The 18353-nt window shown below is 38.0% G+C and carries 17 protein-coding genes and 2 tRNA genes; 14 read left to right on the top strand and 5 right to left on the bottom strand.

Going from position 1 to position 18353, the window contains the following annotated elements; all coding sequences use genetic code 11:
• Positions 1-93: 93 nt before the first annotated feature.
• Positions 94-1785: a chaperonin GroEL gene (gene groL / locus FJR11_RS04885; protein WP_168502596.1), complete on the top strand. Its 1692-nt coding sequence runs from the start codon at positions 94-96 to the stop codon at positions 1783-1785.
• Positions 1786-1858: 73 nt separating this feature from the next.
• Here groL and FJR11_RS04880 read toward each other — a convergent pair whose 3' ends face one another.
• Positions 1859-3028 (bottom strand): FAD-binding oxidoreductase, encoded by a 1170-nt coding sequence (locus tag FJR11_RS04880; RefSeq protein ID WP_168502595.1) that lies wholly within the window; start codon positions 3026-3028, stop codon positions 1859-1861.
• 177 nt (positions 3029-3205) lie between these two features.
• Positions 3206-3658 carry a photosystem II protein PsbQ gene (gene psbQ / locus FJR11_RS04875; RefSeq protein WP_168502594.1) on the bottom strand — a complete coding sequence of 151 codons (453 nt, stop codon included), beginning with the start codon at positions 3656-3658 and terminating at the stop codon, positions 3206-3208.
• Positions 3659-3796: 138 nt separating this feature from the next.
• On the opposite strand from psbQ, the gene FJR11_RS04870 reads away from it, so the two are divergent.
• On the top strand, positions 3797-4219 hold the full coding sequence (locus FJR11_RS04870; protein WP_168502593.1) for a hypothetical protein: 423 nt from the start codon (positions 3797-3799) through the stop codon (positions 4217-4219).
• Here FJR11_RS04870 and FJR11_RS04865 read toward each other — a convergent pair.
• On the bottom strand, positions 4216-4626 hold the full coding sequence (locus FJR11_RS04865; protein ID WP_168502592.1) for a thiol-disulfide oxidoreductase DCC family protein: 411 nt from the start codon (positions 4624-4626) through the stop codon (positions 4216-4218). The two genes, FJR11_RS04870 and FJR11_RS04865, sit on opposite strands and share 4 nt — an antisense overlap.
• Before the next feature lie 156 nt (positions 4627-4782).
• Here FJR11_RS04865 and FJR11_RS04860 point away from each other — a divergent pair, with 156 nt between their 5' ends.
• From FJR11_RS04860 to FJR11_RS04825, 8 genes are all read left to right on the top strand, one after another.
• Positions 4783-5499, top strand: a complete 717-nt coding sequence (locus FJR11_RS04860) for a pirin family protein (RefSeq protein ID WP_168502591.1) — start codon at positions 4783-4785, stop codon at positions 5497-5499.
• A gap of 187 nt (positions 5500-5686) precedes the next feature.
• A complete protein-coding gene (locus FJR11_RS04855) occupies positions 5687-6400 on the top strand; it encodes a rubrerythrin family protein (RefSeq protein WP_168502590.1) in 714 nt (237 codons plus the stop codon).
• A gap of 90 nt (positions 6401-6490) precedes the next feature.
• A complete protein-coding gene (locus FJR11_RS04850; protein ID WP_168502589.1) occupies positions 6491-6982 on the top strand; it encodes a hypothetical protein in 492 nt (163 codons plus the stop codon).
• A gap of 97 nt (positions 6983-7079) precedes the next feature.
• On the top strand, positions 7080-9347 hold the full coding sequence (locus tag FJR11_RS04845; RefSeq protein WP_168502588.1) for an MASE1 domain-containing protein: 2268 nt from the start codon (positions 7080-7082) through the stop codon (positions 9345-9347).
• 990 nt (positions 9348-10337) lie between these two features.
• Positions 10338-11780: a signal recognition particle protein gene (gene ffh, locus FJR11_RS04840; protein WP_168502587.1), complete on the top strand. Its 1443-nt coding sequence runs from the start codon at positions 10338-10340 to the stop codon at positions 11778-11780.
• A 190-nt stretch (positions 11781-11970) separates the two neighbouring features.
• Entirely contained in the window at positions 11971-12231 is a 261-nt protein-coding gene (rpsP, locus tag FJR11_RS04835) for a 30S ribosomal protein S16 (RefSeq protein ID WP_168502586.1), read from the top strand.
• 7 nt (positions 12232-12238) lie between these two features.
• Positions 12239-12625 (top strand): KH domain-containing protein, encoded by a 387-nt coding sequence (locus FJR11_RS04830; protein WP_168502734.1) that lies wholly within the window; start codon positions 12239-12241, stop codon positions 12623-12625.
• Positions 12626-12885: 260 nt separating this feature from the next.
• On the top strand, positions 12886-13839 hold the full coding sequence (locus FJR11_RS04825) for a PhoH family protein (protein ID WP_168502585.1): 954 nt from the start codon (positions 12886-12888) through the stop codon (positions 13837-13839).
• Positions 13840-14087: 248 nt separating this feature from the next.
• Here the strand turns inward: FJR11_RS04825 and FJR11_RS04820 are convergent, their stop codons facing one another.
• Complete coding sequence (locus FJR11_RS04820) at positions 14088-14891, bottom strand: hypothetical protein (protein WP_174762918.1); 804 nt, start codon at positions 14889-14891, stop codon at positions 14088-14090.
• 7 nt (positions 14892-14898) lie between these two features.
• On the bottom strand, positions 14899-15945 hold the full coding sequence (locus FJR11_RS04815) for an AAA family ATPase (RefSeq protein WP_168502584.1): 1047 nt from the start codon (positions 15943-15945) through the stop codon (positions 14899-14901).
• A 147-nt stretch (positions 15946-16092) separates the two neighbouring features.
• Between FJR11_RS04815 and FJR11_RS04810 the strand changes: the two genes are divergently transcribed.
• The 4 genes from FJR11_RS04810 (at position 16093) to FJR11_RS04795 (ending at position 17780) form a co-directional block, all read left to right on the top strand.
• Positions 16093-16500 carry a ChuX/HutX family heme-like substrate-binding protein gene (locus FJR11_RS04810; protein WP_168502733.1) on the top strand — a complete coding sequence of 136 codons (408 nt, stop codon included), beginning with the start codon at positions 16093-16095 and terminating at the stop codon, positions 16498-16500.
• An 87-nt stretch (positions 16501-16587) separates the two neighbouring features.
• A complete protein-coding gene (locus FJR11_RS04805; protein WP_168502583.1) occupies positions 16588-17364 on the top strand; it encodes a DUF6816 family protein in 777 nt (258 codons plus the stop codon).
• Between the two features lie 182 nt (positions 17365-17546).
• Positions 17547-17629 (top strand) — tRNA-Tyr (locus tag FJR11_RS04800).
• 79 nt (positions 17630-17708) lie between these two features.
• Positions 17709-17780, top strand: a tRNA-Thr gene (locus tag FJR11_RS04795).
• Positions 17781-18353: the final 573 nt, after the last annotated feature.

Raw genomic sequence — 18353 nt, 5'->3', positions numbered from 1 at the left:
GATTTTGATTGTTAATCAAAATTGGGGAAAGAGATTAGCACTCTTTGTCAGTGAGTGCTAAATTGTCTAATGGAAGCAATAGAAAAATAAAACATGACTAAGATTATTGCATTTAATGAAGAATCACGACGGGCATTAGAAAAGGGTATCAACGCCCTGGCAGATGCAGTGAAAATTACTTTAGGGCCAAGAGGTCGTAACGTCCTATTAGAGAAAAAATTTGGTGTTCCCCAAATTGTTAACGATGGTATCACTGTTGCCAAAGAAATTGAATTAGAAGATCCTCTAGAAAATACTGGTGCTAGACTTATTCAAGAAGTAGCATCAAAAACTAAGGATATAGCTGGCGATGGGACTACCACTGCCACAGTTCTAGCACAAGCCTTGATTAAAGAAGGTTTAAAGAATGTTGCTGCTGGGACAAATCCCATTAGCTTAAAACGGGGTATTGACAAGACCGTTGAGGCGTTAATAGCAGAAATTGCCAAAATTACTAAACCTGTAGAAGGAAGTGCGATCGCTCAAGTTGCCACAGTTTCCGCTGGTAATGATGCTGAAGTTGGGCAAATGATTGCACTGGCCATGGAGAAAGTGACTAAAGACGGTGTAATTACCGTTGAAGAATCTAAATCCTTCACCACTGAACTAGAAGTAGTGGAAGGGATGCAGGTTGATAGAGGTTATATTTCTCCCTACTTCATCACCAACAACGAACGGATGACAGTAGAGTTTGAAAACGCTCGCATCCTGATTGTTGATAAGAAAATCAGCAGCATCCAAGATTTAGTGCCTATCTTGGAAAAAGTTGCCCGTTTAGGTCAACCTTTACTGATTATTGCTGAAGATGTAGACGGTGATGCTTTACAAACATTGGTTGTAAATAAAGCCCGTGGTGTATTAGCTGTAGCTGCGATTAAAGCCCCTGGTTTTGGTGAACGTCGCAAAGCTATGTTAGAAGATATTGCCATTCTCACCGATGGACAAATGATTTCTGAAGAAATCGGCTTGAGCTTAGATACTGCCACTTTGGAAATGTTGGGAACTGCTCAGAAAATCCACATTGACAAGGAAAATACCACCATTGTCGCTGGTAATGTTGCTAAACCAGAAATCCAAACCCGGATTGAGCAAATTCGTAAACAGTTGGCGGAAACTGATTCCGACTATGATACCGAAAAACTGCAAGAACGCATCGCTAAATTAGCTGGTGGTATTGCCGTGATTAAAGTCGGTGCAGCTACAGAAACCGAACTCAAGGACAGAACCTTGCGGATTGAAGACGCACTCAACGCTACCAAAGCAGCGGTAGAAGAAGGTATTGTTCCTGGTGGTGGTGCAACCTTAATTTATCTATCTACCAAGGTAGATGCTATTAAAAACAGCCTCACTCCTGAAGAAAGAATTGGCGCTGATATTGTTAAAAAAGCTTTAGAAGCTCCCCTCCGGCAAATCGCGGAAAACGCTGGGGCAGAAGGTTCTGTCATTGTTGCCAGAGTTCGGGAAACTGATTTGAATATCGGTTATAACGCAGCTACAGGCGAATTTGAAGACTTAATTGCGGCTGGTATTATTGATCCTGCAAAAGTGGTTCGTTCCGCTTTACAAAATGCTTCTTCCATTGCTGGGATGGTACTAACCACCGAAGCTATTATTGCCGAAAAACCTGAAAAACAATCCGCTGGAGCGCCTGATGGTGGCATGGGCGGCATGGGTGGTATGGGCGGTATGGGCGGCATGGGCGGCATGGGTGGCATGGGCGGCATGGGCGGCATGGGTATGTTCTAATTTGCCACTGTCCCAAATCCATAATTTATGAATTACCCACCCCTGAAAGCGTTAGGGGTGGGTTTTGTCATTGTTAAGAACGAGAATCTTGGGGGAAAATCATTTCCCGAATGGCTGTGGCTGTTGCCGGGGCGAGTAAAACACCATTGCGATAATGTCCCGTAGCCAGGAGAACATTATTAAAACCTGGGAGTTTATCAATTACTGGTGCAGGTCGTCCTTCGGGACGGGGACGCAATCCTGACCAAGTGCGGAGAACCTTTGCGGCGGCTAAATCTGGGGTAAATGCGATCGCTTGTTGTCTGACAGCATCCAATAATTCTTGACTGGGAGATATTTGATCTTCATCATCGGGAAATTCTACCGTTGCCCCGACCCAATAATCACCATTTCCCATTGGCACAATATGGACATCATTACCAGTAATCACCGGTTGAAAATCAGGATTTCCTAAAGTCCGTCCTAAACTTAAATATAAGGCTTGTCCCAGCACCGGACGGATATTTACCATTTGATCTAATTGTGCAGTTAAAGCCGTTGAACCTAAACCCGCAGACATGATAAACCAATCAGCGGTAACTTTGCCCTCTGTAGTTTCAATAAAATTACATTTGTGTGGTTCTCCCAATCCTTTTTTGATGTGTAAAGGCGTTGGGGGGGGAGGAGGTGGGGTTTCTGTTCCTGTGACAGATACACCAAATTTGAAATTTACCCCATTGCGTTGGGCAGCATCTACTAAGGCTAAAGTTAAAGCTGTGGCATTTAGTTGTAAGTCTTGGGGAGAATAGACAGCACCAATAATTTGTGGGTGACTAACTTGGGGACAAAATTTTTGCAGTTGTTCTTGATCCCAAACTTGTAATTCCCAGCCTTGAGATTGGCGAATTTCTCGCAGTTGTTCCCATTCTGAGAGGACATCAACCCCACTTTCTAAAGGACGTTCTAAATTCTCTGACAATAGCATCACGATTCCTTGGCGGTTACAAGGGATTTTCCGCCCTGTAATGCCTTCTAATTCAGGAATCAAAGTTCCATAACGTTGGATGCTACTTTGTCGCATTCGCCAAGCAATACCCTTGGTTTTACTGCTAATTACGCCCATTAACACACCGAGGGCAGCGCTGGTAGAACCTTGTGCCGGTTGTTTTTGCTCGAAAACGGTGATACTTAAACCTTTAACTTGGCTGAGTTCATAGGCGATCGCCGCCCCAACCACGCCACAGCCGATAATTACTACATTCATGGTTTTTGCGCTTGAGTCAGGGGTGAAGAATGAAAAGTCTTCCTCTCCACCCTATCACCCCATCAACCTAGCATTTTGTGATTCAAGACTCGAAAGGAGGCAGGGGAAGAGAGCAGGGAGCAGGGGGAGAAATTTCTTTCTTCTTCTTCTTCTAACTCCTGACTCCTGACTCCTCTTTTAGCTACTCTTTTCGGGAACTAGTTCTAAGAATTTGTCAATATCTGCAAAAGCTTCTTTGTATTTACCTAAGGCTAGGCTAGTATTGCCCGCAGCAGCAGCTTGATCAATTCTTACTAAGTCATTCAACAAATCTTTACTGATTTGCCGGGCTTGAGCTTGGTTTTGCTTGGCTAGATTAGGAATGATATAAGTCATATTCAATCTAGCTTCTGTGATGGGTCCGTGGATAAAATTACCCACTTTAATCCATTCACCTTGGGAAATCAGGTTTTTAAGTTCGGTCGAGCGATCGCGCACCATCTGAATTCCGGGAACATATTCCTGAATTTTGGCAACTTCCGCTGCTGTATAAGATGGTGGTAAAGTAGCAACAGTAGGACTACCACAACTAATCAAAAATGTTGCTAATAATACAAAAATCAGTGAAAAAATAGAACGTTGACGCACCATAAATGGAAATTAATTTTTTGTTTGTTTACAGATTAACAGTGTTATTTTAGATCGCTATGTAATGAACCGTTACAATTAACTCAGGTTTTTCTGTCTTTATCTTCCCCACAGACCAACCGCATAGAGGAGTATTATTGAGTGAACGCAGCCGAACAAGCCACAAACCTGGAATTTGCCAGCAAAATTGCTACAGTAGTAAATTTATTTAAATACGAATTTCCTGATGTCAAATCCGATCTTAAACCTTGGCACAATGACCCAGAAACCAGAGAATTAGTAGATCCAGATTCCATAGACATCGGTTTTCACTTTCCTGGCATTAGCAAATCTTGGCGCTGTCGGAGTATTTTAATTCAAATCCGATTTTATCAAGATCCTATCAATAATCACCGTCGCGCCATTGGTGTGGAAGCTGCTGGATTTGACCACAGTGGGGAAGTTTGGCGACTTTCTACGGTGGAAACCTGGAGTTTTGTGGGTGATTCCACACCCTCGGCTGTTGTTGGGGAAAAACTAAAACAAGTTTGTCGGCAGATTTTAGAGGTGTTTAATGGAAACTAAGAATTAGTAATACAGCTACCATCTACACAGTATGCTGATTGATAGGTTTGGGAACGCTTACCAAACAACGTATAGCGATTATCCCGGATTTGTTCATAAAACCTATCTCCTGCCCATTTCATCCCCGGTAACGCCCGATAAGCCTCGACAAATAAGCTTCCCAGAGGCAATAATCGCCCAATTTCCTCAGCCGCATTACTACCTTGCCAACGTCTTTCTGTAGCATTACCATCAATTAAAATCATCCCCTGTTGACAATCTGTGGAGGTAATTCCCCATTGGGATAATGTTTCCTCATCTTGCATAGAAACGTAGCGAAACAGTTTTCCTTGGTCTAAAGTTTCCAACAACTGCACTAGAGTCACACAAAGATTGCAGTTGCCATCATAGATGACATAGTAATTCATAAAATTAGTAGCTAGAGTATGCTTTTGGGAAGAATCTTACTTTTTAGTGCGTACTTGTTAATTTATCTATACATACCTTACTATATAAACAGTTAAAAAACTACTTCTGTTTTGGCAACTCTCCAGTACAACTAACTATTAATACAAGGTAAAATCATGGCTCAAAATACAATTAATTATGTGATTCACCAGGGAAATAACCGATTTCATAGTCAAATTGACTGGCTGAATAGTTATCATACATTTTCTTTCAGTCATTTTTATGATCCGCAGCGGATGGGATTCCGTTCTTTGCGAGTGATTAATGATGATCGCATTGCTGCTGGTGCAGGATTTCCCACTCATGGACATAAAGATATGGAAATTCTCACTTATGTTTTATCAGGTGCTGTGGAACATAAAGATAGTTTAGGCACAGGTTCGGTAATTCTTCCCGGTGAAGCACAAGTTATGAGTGCGGGAACTGGAATTATGCACAGTGAATTTAATCCTTCCCAAACAGAAGAATTACATTTATTACAAATCTGGATTTTACCCAATCAGCAAGGACTAAAACCTAGATATGAACAAAAAGCTTTTCCCATAGAAGAAAAGCAGGGAAAACTGCGTTTAATTGCGGCTGAAGATGGACGAGATGGGGCTGTAACTATTTACCAAGATGTCTCTTTATATGCGGGAATTTTAGCCCAAGGTGATGTAGTAAATTATCACGTCCAACATCATCGTTATGCTTGGTTACAGATAGCTAAGGGTGAAGTAAATTTCAATAATCACGAATTAAAAGCTGGAGACGGAGTAGAAATTACAGGGGAAGAGAAATTAACAATTAGCAGTAATTGCAGTGCAGAAATATTACTTTTTGATTTAGGTTAAAATACGGATTATTAATTGAATTAAAGTTTTCAGTGGGATAATTATCCTGAAATAGCTGAAAAACCTAGATAATTAAAAATGGGCTGATTAATATCGTATAAATACTTTATAAATTAGCTAACTTAACCAAATCTTAAAGTATGTATTTTAAGATAATGCAATAACATCTCATAGAGATTTACAAATTATGGATTTGTCTAATTTTACTACACTACAAAATTTAGAATCAGCCTTTGGTGGTGAATCAATGGCAAATCGTAAATACCTATTTTTTGCAGCAGTAGCACGTAAATTGGGTTTTTCAGATTTAGCGAAACTTTTTAAAGAAACAGCAGATCAAGAAACTGAACACGCTTTTGCACATTTTGAATTATTACATCCTGAACTTGTAGTTAAAGACGCAGCAGTTTTAACTGATGAACAAAAACGGGAAATTATCTCTCGTTGTTTATCTTTAGCGATAGCAGGGGAAACCTACGAATACACGACAATGTATCCTGAATTCGCTGCTGCTGCCGCAAATGATCGAGATAATCCCGCAGCGGAAGAATTTCTCAAACAAGCTCAGGAATCTAATGATCATGCTAACACATTTCGCTCTGCTGCCCACCGTTTCGGGTTGCTCAAATTCATTGAAAATTATCACGCAGATCGCTACAATGAAGCCTTAGAAGTATTAAATGGTGGAGAAGCAGTAACTAGAGTTGTCAGTGAAGATCCTCAAACTCAAAAATGGATTTGTAGGCAATGTAGTATGATTTATGATCCTGTAACAGGTGATCCTGATTCGGGAATTTTACCAGGTACAGCGTTTGCAGATATTCCTGATGATTGGAATTGTCCTATTTGCGGTGCTACGAAAAAGACTTTTAAACCTCTTGAGGAAAAAGTTGCTGCTTAACACAAGTAAATTCTGAATCATTTAACTTCGATCCCTCTTCTCTGATAATGTATAAAATATGGAAGGGGGATTTGTGGATTTAATATAAATATGCGGACAAAAATCAGAAAAATTTCCAGACTGGAAGAATATTCTTCGTCAAACATCATCTATCATTCTGTTACTCCTATCATAGCCATATTCTTCAGTTTGTTTGGTGACTGGGTATCGGCTTGTTTTTGTTTATTTATTGGTGTATTTATTAGTCTTGTAGTTTTAGATATTGATAATTGCCATGAAGTGCTAACTTGTAAGTTTAATTCGTCACTGCGTCGCATTACCTTACAACAACGGAATTTGTTTTCTCAGGGAGTGCTTGAATTATCTATTGATGACATTGAAACAGCACTGATAAAATCCCGGAATTCTTCCTTTAGCTTAAAAAATAGATTTGGGAAAAATATCCAAATAGATAATCAGTTTTACTGGATTGTGATAGTTTTAAACTCCGGTAAATCTCATCGCTTGACTTATTATGAAACCACAATGTTTAGTTGCAAACAACAAATAGTTGATTATATTATCTTTTTGAAAGAAAACTGATTAATTTAATAGTGAATAATAATGAATTGAGTGACGAATATCACAGTCATAGGTAGCTTCATAATTGTATCTTAATTCAAAATAAAATGATAAAATAATGAAGTTTAACTTACAACTTATATTAGTTCGTTCTACATGGATAACAGTTTTAGCCTTAGTTTACTACGAAACTGCACAATTTTCTCGAATTATTGCTTCTACTCCCCAAAATGTCACACCAGTTTGGCCACCTGATGGTTTTGCTGCTGCGGCTATGTTACTTTTAGGGTATTGGATTTGGCCAGGAGTATTAATTGGCTCATTCCTAGCAAATATTTGGGCATTTATCAATACAACTAACATTATTACATTAGTTTTCTCGATTTTACAGGTGTTAGGAATTGCTATCGGTACAACTTCTGGCACATTATTAGGTAGTTTCCTATTTCGTAAATTAGTTGGTACACACTCTCCCTTAGCACGACTCAGCACTGTGAGCAAATTTTTAGTCTTAATAGGTATGTTTGGCCCAATTATAAATGCAACTATCGGAGTTGCAGCATTAACATTAGGAGGAAAAATACCTATTAATAGCTATAATGAAGTATGGGTAACTTGGTGGATATCTAACGTGGCTGGAATCTTTATTTTTACTCCTGCATTGCTAAGTTGGGGAGAGTTATTTAAAGAATATTTTTTAACTGATAAACAACAATTCAGCATTCGCTTAAAAGCAAAATTTATTTGGCGAACTACCGAGCTTTTACTTTTACTAAAAATTGTGTTTTTTATCTGTGAAAAGGCATTTTTTGGTGACTATTTTATAGAATATATGCTCATTCCCTGTTTAGTTTGGACAGTTTTTCGGTTTGGGAAATTGGGTGCTACTAACTTAATTGTCATTGTCGCTGTAATTGCGGTTTTAGGAACAGTTAGAGGACTAGGAGCATTTAATCATTCTAACTTAAACGATTCTCTCTTATTACTACAATGCTTTATCGGAGTCATCGTCTTAACAACACTTGTATTAAATGCTGTGATAACTGAAAAAAAAGTAGGAATATTAATACTCAAAAATTCACAAATCCAATTATTAGATAAATCCTTAGAACTTCAGCAAACAGCAAAAATTTTAGAGCAACAAAAAGAACAGCTTATTCAGCAAAATTTAGAATTAGAAATAGCGAAGCAAAATGCAATAGATGCTAACCGTTCTAAAAGTCAATTTCTCACCAATATGAGTCATGAACTGCGGACACCGTTAAATGGTATTTTAGGAATTGCTCAAGTTTTTCAAGATTCACCAAAATTAACAAATCAAGAACAAGAAGATATTAAAATTATTTATCAATCAGGTGTACATTTATTGACATTAATTGATGATATTTTGGATATCTCTAAAATAGAAGCTGGTAAAATGGAACTCGAATTTAAAAATTTTAATTTTCCTGATTTTCTGAAAGGGATAATAAAAATTTGTCGTTATTCTGCATTAGAAAAAAATCTTAATTTTAGTTATAAATTTGATGCAAGCATACCTGTAATTATTAATGCTGACGAAAAATGCTTAAGACAGATTTTACTGAATTTATTAGGAAATGCTATTAAATTTACGAACACAGGAGAAGTAAATTTTATTGTTGATTTTATTAGTCAAGAAGTAAAAAATGATTTATTTTATTTGACTAGAGTTAAATTCCAAGTCGCAGATACAGGTGTCGGCATTAATAATGAAAAATTAGCAAAAATCTTTTTACCATTTGAACAAGTAGGAGAAAGTAAATTAAAATCGCAAGGAACAGGATTAGGTTTAGCAATTAGTCAAAAAATTGCCGAAATGATGGGTAGTGAAATTAAAGTTACTAGTGAATTATCTCAAGGGAGTATATTTAGTTTAGAGCTAGATTTACTCACACCAAAAAACCAAGATATAGAAAAAAAATTAATTAAATTTGATGCTAATTTCTCTCAGAAATTTCCTTTAAAAATTATGATTGCTGAAGATAATATTGTTAATCAGAAAATTGCTGAAAAATTATTTAAAATAATAGGATACCAAGTAGATATTGTCAATAATGGCGTTGAGGCACTAACCGCCTTAAAAAAAGAAATGTATGATGTTATTTTTATGGATATCCAAATGCCAGAATTAGATGGTATTGAAACCACTAAAGCAATTTATCAACAGTGGGATGAAACTAATCGTCCTTATATTATTGCTTTGACTGCTAATGCAATGCCGTCAGATAGAGATGAATGTTTATCTGTTGGCATGGATGATTATATCTCTAAACCTGTAAAAGTAGAAGCCATTGTAGAAGCAATTCAAATACTCCAACGAAAACGTTTTTATAGTAAAAGTCAAAAGTCAGCAGCCAGAAGTTAGAAGTAAAATTTACTTGATACTGAATCTTCAAATTTTAAATTGTTTAATAATAGCAGGAGTCAGGAGTAAAACTGGCTTGGTTTATAGGTTTCAATTTAGATTTTGTACCTCCTAACTACCCAACCTGCTGTAAGTCAATTTTATTCTGACAAAACTGACAAAAAGTACCCAAAAAAAAGAGAGTGGGAGGAGGCATTACCAAGCGCCTTTCTCTCCCACTCTACCATTTGCTGCTGAAGCGATTAGGAACTTTATTCATACAGACGAAAACCGTTAATTAGGGGGGTAATTTGCAGGTTAACGATAACGTCTATACTTAGCAGGTATTCCTATGCAGCAAATACTAATTCTATTTATTTTTTAAGCAATCTCAACAAGAGCCTTTTGCTAATTGATTCAGTCTTTCAACAAATCCCTTGTTTTTGCTCGACTCATATAATTTAGCCTGGTTCATTTCATCATGGTTGCCAATTTGGCATTTTTCTTAAATTTTTTAATTGTTCGTCTCTAACAGTTTTTAACCTATATTTTCCGGGAATAATTAATAGGGGGTCACACCCATCATCCCTAATATGACTTGATTTTACTGGTTTTCAAGGCATTTAATCCATGACAATAAAACCGATTTCAAAATATTCTCATCATCCAAAATTAAGGCTTTAAGCATGAGGGGTGAAACCCTTCATTAATTAACTAACAGTGTTCTCTATATAGGATTGAGGCTATCAATTTAAATTGTTAAGCCAATTCCTCTAGCTGCAAAATCAGCAACGGTGATCACTACGCACACCGCAGGTATCATCAACAAAAAAAATACAGAGAAAGGTTAGTTTTTCTATGAGGACACCTATTATCAACTATCACACCTTCAAAATTACGGTTTACCAGATCAATCGGTTGCTACAGTCAGATAAGCTGGAAAAGAAGATCGTGAAACACTCGACCAAAAATCCTCAATCCCCAACTGACTAACTACGTTGTAACTGAATTATGTTTGATGCACTATCTGACCGTTTAGAATCCGCCTGGAAAAAACTGCGAGGACAGGATAAAATCTCCCAATCCAACATTCAAGACGCTTTACGGGAAGTGCGTCGGGCTTTGTTGGAAGCAGATGTTAACCTCCAGGTTGTCAAAGATTTTATTAGCCAAGTCGAAACCAAAGCACAGGGGGCTGAAGTTATCGCCGGTGTGCGTCCTGACCAACAGTTTATCAAAATTGTTCATGATGAATTAGTGCAGGTAATGGGGGAAGAAAATGTTCCTCTGGCAGAAAATGTAGGTAAGACCACCGTTATCCTCATGGCTGGTTTGCAAGGAACAGGAAAAACCACAGCCACCGCTAAATTAGCTCTGCACTTACGTAAACAAGAACGTAGTTGTCTGCTAGTGGCTACAGACATATATCGTCCCGCCGCTATTGACCAGTTAATTACCCTTGGTAAGCAAATTGATGTCCCAGTATTTGAACTGGGAATTGAAGCAGACCCCGTAGAAATTGCCCGTCAAGGTGTGGAACGCGCCAGAACCGAAGGCATAAATACAGTAATTATTGATACTGCCGGACGCTTGCAAATTGACGAAGATATGATGGCGGAATTAGCCCGCATCAAAGAAATAGTCCAGCCGGATGAAACCCTGTTGGTTGTGGACGCAATGACGGGTCAAGAGGCTGCAAATCTCACTCGTACCTTCCATGATAAAATTGGGATTACTGGGGCAATTCTGACTAAAATGGATGGGGATAGCCGAGGTGGTGCGGCCTTGTCAGTGCGGCAAATTTCCGGTGCGCCCATTAAATTTGTGGGTATGGGGGAAAAAGTCGAGGCACTACAACCGTTTTATCCTGACCGCATGGCTTCGCGGATTTTGGGTATGGGGGATGTTCTCACCCTAGTAGAAAAAGCCCAAGAAGAGATAAATTTGGCAGATGCCGAGCAAATGCAGGAGAAAATCCTGTCAGCAAAATTTGATTTTACTGACTTTCTCAAGCAAATGCGGTTATTGAAAAATATGGGTTCTTTGGGCGGAATCATGAAGATGATTCCGGGTATGAACAAACTTTCCGATGATCAGTTAAAGCAGGGAGAAACCCAGCTAAAACGCTGTGAAGCCATGATTAATTCCATGACGGGCAAAGAACGCCGTGATCCAGATTTGTTATCTAGTTCTCCCAGTCGTCGCCGTCGCATAGCTTCTGGTTCTGGTTATAGAGAAGCGGATGTAAGCAAACTGGTGGCAGACTTCCAAAAAATGCGATCGCTCATGCAGCAAATGGGACAAGGTGGCGGCATACCAGGAATGTTTGGCGGTGGTAATCCCTTAGCAGCGGGTGGTAATCGCCCTGCCGCAGGCTGGCGTGGCTATCCCGGTGGCGCACCACCAGCCAAGAAAAAGAAAGAGAAAAAGAAAAAAGGCTTTGGGACTCTTTAGGAGGCAGGGAGCAGCGGAAAGATATTTGCAACTGACAACTGACAACTGACAAATTACCAATCATGGCTAGGAAGTGCTAAAATTAGCATTTCAGTGTCGGAAATTGTGAACGTGGGTGTCATAGCCCAGTCACTTCCGGATCAATCGGTTACAAACTCATTACATAGGAACAGGAGAAACAGTTCTCAACATGATCAAACTGCGTTTAAAAAGATTTGGCAAAAAGCGCGAAGCAAGTTACCGGATTGTTGCTATTAACAACCTTGCCCGTCGTGACGGTCGCCCCCTAGAAGAACTAGGATTTTATAACCCCAGAACTGATGAAGTAAAATTAAACATTCCTGGTATCGTTAAGCGACTACAACAAGGCGCTCAACCTACCGATACAGTTCGTAGTATCCTCGTAAAAGCTAACGTTTTTGAACAGGTCAGTGCAACAGTCGCATCATAGTCTTGAGATTAAATCCCCAGCCGCCAGTCCCAATTATGTTGGGCTGGTAAAGTTTCTTGTGCAACCGTTTTTAGAATCTCCAGAATCTTTAAGCGTTGATTGTGAAGTATCTCAAGCCCTCCAGCGGGTTTGGGTTCGCATTGCTTTTGATAGCACAGATAAAGGAAAAGTGTTTGGTCGAGAGGGACGGAATATTCAGGCCATTCGCACTGTTATTGCCGCAGCAGCAGAACTAGCTGGGCAATCAGTATACCTGGATATTTACGGTGGTGGTTCCCAAAGTCGGGATAGTACGTCTTTTGATGAAGAACAGGAAGAGCGGATACTACCACCCAAGTCGAAAGAACGAGAGAGCAATATTCCCAAACCTGTTGTTAAACCACGTTTACGCTAGATAATAACTAGTCAGTTTAAATGGTTGGTAACAGATTTAATTCTGGGAAAATGGAGACAGGGGACAACAGCATTGTCAAATCTTGGCGAATAATTCCGTGTTTACTCCGGATTTACCAGCCAAGAATTAACAAATGTTGTCAGCCTATTTCCCAATCATACAAATACTAATTAACAGAAAATTACAGAATTTTCAATTTACATTTAATAGGAAAATATTAATTTTGTTAACAACTACTTTTTACCCAATTCAGCAATAATATGGCAGATGATTCCATAATTCAACTGCCTAGTATGTCCAGTGCCATCGCACTAGCAGGATATGGCGAAGCAAATATCAAGTTTCTATCCCAACAAACAGGAGCTAACTTAGTTCTGCGGGGACAAGAATTATTAATTTCAGGAACACCCAAACAAGTAGAATTAGCAAAGCGATTAGTGCGATCGCTAGAAAATTTGTGGAGTCAAGGTAATAATATCTCTAGTGCTGATATTCTCACAGCCCGTCAAGCCCTCGATACAAATACAGAAGACCAATTACAGGACTTACAGCGGGATATCCTCGCCAAAACTCGCCGAGGTTTTGAAATTCGCGCCAAAACCTTTCACCAACGCCAATATATAGACGCACTTCGCAGACGGGATTTAACCTTTTGTATCGGGCCTGCGGGAACTGGGAAAACCTATCTGGCTGTGGTTATTGCCGTTCAAGCCTTACTCAGCAATCAATTTGAACGGCTGATTTTAACCCGTCCCGCAGTGGAAGCAGGGGAAAAACTCGGCTTTTTACCAGGAGACTTACAGCAAAAAGTCAATCCCTATTTGCGTCCTCTTTATGATGCCATTAATGAATTCATAGACCCCGAAAAAGTCCCTAATTTAATCGAACGGGAAATCATCGAAGTTGCACCACTGGCGTATATGCGGGGACGGACATTAAATAACGCCTTTATCATTGTTGATGAAGCTCAAAATACCACACCGGCGCAAATGAAAATGGTTTTAACCCGATTGGGTTTTAACTCCCGCATGGTGATTACAGGTGATATTACCCAAACCGATTTACCACATTATCAGAAATCAGGTTTAGATGTAGCTTTACAGATTCTCAGAAACGTGGAAGGAATTGCAGTTTGTGAATTTTCTCAAAAAGATGTGGTGCGTCATCCTTTAGTACAACGAATTGTTGCTGCTTATGAAAAATATGAAACGTAGTAAATTTAAATTGGTCATTTATAGTTGTTGTATTGTATTTTTTAATTCAATTAAATCAGAATATTGATTAATATCAATCTGATTAATTGCCCATTTAGAAAAATCATACATAGAAATATATGATCTAAGTAGGTTAACAGAAAAAACTAAAGGTATGTGAAGAAAAGCAAAGCCAGTTCAAACTCTTTCCCCCTGCGCCCTGCTCCCTGCTCCCCTGCCTTATCCCAACGACAATTTTTAACGCTCACCTACTTATATGGGAGTTTACTATTTTGGCTAATTTTGTGCATAGCTGCTTGAATATCTTTGCCATCAAACCAAATTAAATATTGTTTTTGTATCCAAAATTCCTCTTGATCAAACTGTTGTAAATATTTATTAAGACTATCTTCAAATTTGATTGCTTCAACTTGTGAGACTGTAGTAATAAACTCATTAATTAAAGATAAAGCCTCATTTTTACAGTCAGATAAAATTAGAGAAATAGGGATTTTACCACTCTGAGTCCATGTTGTTTTCAACTGTTTCTTACTGGCACTAAGTTGGCATAAATTACCTAATGCCCATCTTACAGCTTGGTAATGTAGTAAAGTTCTAGCAGCATCTTCTATCCATTTAGTAATATTATCAATTCCAGGTGAATCTTTATGACCCCATTTAGAAATAGGATTTTCTAACTTCTCGGCATATTTTGTCACCCAATAGTTATGAATAAGTTCCGGGTTAAGTAAATAGTTCTCAACACAGGTACGATGACAGAGAAAAGTCCGTTTATCTATCCGTTTGCCTACTTTATCTATTTGTAATAATTTAATTTCTGTAGTAGGTTCAATATCAAAATCACGATCCCGAAAAATCATATAATTTTGATTATTTTGTTGTTCATCAGTATATAAATATCCCTGAACAAAAACTGAAAAATTAAACTTACTACCCGTAGGAATAATTGTGATCTGATTGGATAAATTCTCTAATAATCTTTTGATTAAGCCTGAATCTAAACTTTTTAATCCACCTTCACAAAAAATAACTTTGTTACTAACTACTCTCAAAATTCAATTACCCCTCTATTCTTTTGATAGATGTTTCCGGTACTAATTGCGCTATATAATCAGAATGGGTTGTAATAATAAACTGATTATTTTTACCTAATTTCGGTAAAGCCCTCAATAATGCCTGTTGCATTGGTGGATGTAAATGTAATTCAATTTCATCAATTAAAATAACTGAATTGTGAATATTCCAACTCATAAAATCTATCAGCATAGGAAAAATAGCCCGTTCTCCTCCAGACATTTCCGAAATTTCATATTGGTTTTTTCCATCATAGAGATAAAACCAAGGTTCACTAAAAATTTCATCAATATTATCTCGTATTTCCAAACCTTCAAATACACGCCCTGGAAAAACTGCTTGATAAATTCTTTCCATTTCTGCATATAAATCTTTTTGTCCTGGTCGAAAATTTTTACCATTCTTTTGATGAACCATTTGCCACTTTGCTAGGCGATCACGTAAAATATCCTCTGTAATTTCTAATTTGTTTTCTGGATCTTCAGGAGTTAAACTAGTTGCAGTTCTCTGTTCTGTATACCAAAAAACTGTCCCCACTTTTTCAAAAACTGGAAATCCTTCAGAACGAAATAATTGTTTAGCGTATTGTCGTCCTTTAAATTGAAATAATTCAGCCGCGCTATCTGCTTTCACATTTTCATCTTGCCATTTTAAGGTCACAAGATGCTTTTCAGCCGGAGGAAGTAAATCACGACCCATTTCTCGTAATTTCTGTTGAAATTCGCCTACAGCTTGCAATTCTGATTTAGAAAATTGTATATTCATAGTCACATGAGATGGAAATCCACGCCAATTTCTACCCAGCAAGTCATAGTTAAACCCTGGCCAATCTAAATCGGCAGGTTTTTTTAATCTTCCTGTAGCTGTACCTAATGTTGCCGCTATCGCTTGTAATATACTGGTTTTTCCAGCCCCATTCATCCCAATGAGAACAATTAGATCTTGTGCTAAACCTGTTTCTGGATCAGTAAAATCTAGTTCCTGATCTCGAAATTTCTTAAAATACTTGAGTTTAACTGTTTGAATTTTCATAAGTAAATCTCATGACCAAGAGAACAATTCACCATATCATATTTATTCATGATAGCAATTTGAGTCCAATCATGTTATAAACTTTTATAGTCAGAAGTTATTTATTCATTTTCCATCACGTCAACTAATTCATATTCAACATAAATGATGAAAACAACATTGAAAGAATTTTTAGAAGCTTGTGAAACCTTGGGAACTTTGCGCCTAATTGTCACCAGTAGCGCCGCCGTTTTAGAAGCTAGAGGAAAAATAGAAAAGCTATTTTATGCCGAATTACCAAAAGGTAAATATGCGAATATGCACACCGAAGGCTTTGAATTTCATTTAAATATGGATATGATTCAACAAGTGAAATTTGAAACAGGTGAAGCTAAAAGAGGTAATTTTACAACCTACGCAATTCGGTTTTTAGATGCAGAAGAAAAACCTGCATTAAGCCTCTTTTTGCAATGGGGTAAACCCGGAGAATACGAACCAGGACAAGTAGAAGCTTGGCAAGGTTTAAAAGAAAAATATGGGGAAATTTGGCAACCTTTAGCCTTAGAAACCTTGTAGTTTTAAACAATTCCCCGTAGTTTTAAACAGTTCCCCGATTTTTTAAAGAAATCGGGGAATTTAATTTTTCATTTTTAATTGTTGAATATGTTGATTAAAATAATTGTTAGTTTTTGCTTAATGCTTTTTTTGTGCTTAGGAAATAACGAAGCCCAAGCAGGAGAATTAGCAGAACATTTAGCCAAATTTCCCCAATGGGAAAAATTAACATCAGTCAAACCAGCCCAAGGAGATTTAGTTTATCCTGAATGGATGTCTGGTATGTGGAAAGTTACCAGCACATTAATAGATTTAGCCGCACCCTTAGCACCGGATATAGTGACACCAGGCTTTGAAGGTAATCGCAGTCAGTTAAATCAACCAATTAGTTTTTTAGTTAAATTTGTGAAAGTTCAACCAACTAATTCGGGTTTAAAATTCATTCCTGATTTTCAAAATCAACCGTCAATATTAGTAGCTGATAGGGCATTTAATAGTTTAAATTTATCTAGAGCTTATTTAGGAGATGAGGCTGTATTATCATCTAAAGTAGATCCTGAATCTCCTAATCGGCAAATTACATTTTTGCGGGGTGAACGTCAATTAATTTCCATTGTCACCGCTCGCGCCACAGAAACAACAGCAGATGCTCAATTCATCACTACAGAAGTTTTTCAACAATTGTTTAAAGGTGGTTCTCGTCCATATTTGAATACTGTAGAATCAACCACAGCTTATCAAAAACTTTCTGCATCCTCTCCAGCCATTACCGCAGATCAAGTAACCGCTGTCTACCTTTCCCCCCAAGATCCTGATTATTTTACCGCAGGTTCTCGACCAGTGGCTTTATATCGGTATCGGCTGGAATTTTTTCCCCCAAGCTGAACTTTCAAATCAAAATGGTATCTACCACCGCTTACACTTTCTGCAAGAAACTGAAAAACTAATAGGGTAAACTTAGGAAACTGGCTTGGGGTAAAGGATTTATGGTTTCTGAAAAATATTTTCTCTAACCCCTTGCCAAATCCAGCGACTGCTGCTATTATAGTTAAGCGTGGGACACAAACGGGTCGATGTCCGAGTGGTTAATGGAGACGGACTGTAAATCCGTTGGTTTACGCCTACGCTGGTTCAAATCCAGCTCGGCCCATATCCTACAGACATTAAGAATTATAAATGCTGCGCTATCAATGTGCAGCATTATAAATCTTAATTTTGGTTTTAGTTTCGCCCGTGTGGCTCAGTGGTAGAGCACACCCTTGGTAAGGGTGAGGTCACGAGTTCAATCCTCGTCACGGGCTTTTTATAAGTACGGAAAAATCAATGATTTGATCTAGGTTTTGGTGATAGCGTGACTTTAGCCATATAAACCTAAATCATCGGTAACATCTAAATCCAAAATTATCTGTCGTGGTGGCTTTCGATACGATTCTATAAATAGTTCCACCAGCAATTCTCATTTTGAAAAAAAATAAAGTATTAACCCCGATTTTGGAATTCAAAATATAGTACAAAATACTATTTTTTAGCCAATTGCCTCTGGCTAAAAAAACAGTCGGGTTGAAAAATAAGTATAAATACTCAATAAACTAGAGAGATTGCTTGACAACGAATGGGGAAAATCCTGTTCGTTGTTCGGGTTTTAGAATAGGGAATTCAAAGGAAATAAAAATTTATAATTGTTGTCAAATGATGTAAACTCGGTGAGTTAAAAATCTGACAGTGCATCAAATTACTCAAACCTGGACTTTGGACTAAAAAGCTAGAGAAAAGCAGTCAGCAGTAACACTGACTGGCGTAAAGTCAATGAAAGTAATCAATAAATCATTGACATGATGATCCTGACACAACTAGAAAAATTCCGCCAAGGTATC

Source organism: Anabaena sp. UHCC 0187, from assembly GCF_009712035.1.
GTDB lineage: Bacteria > Cyanobacteriota > Cyanobacteriia > Cyanobacteriales > Nostocaceae > Dolichospermum.
This window is presented reverse-complemented; position numbering and strand designations above follow the sequence as displayed.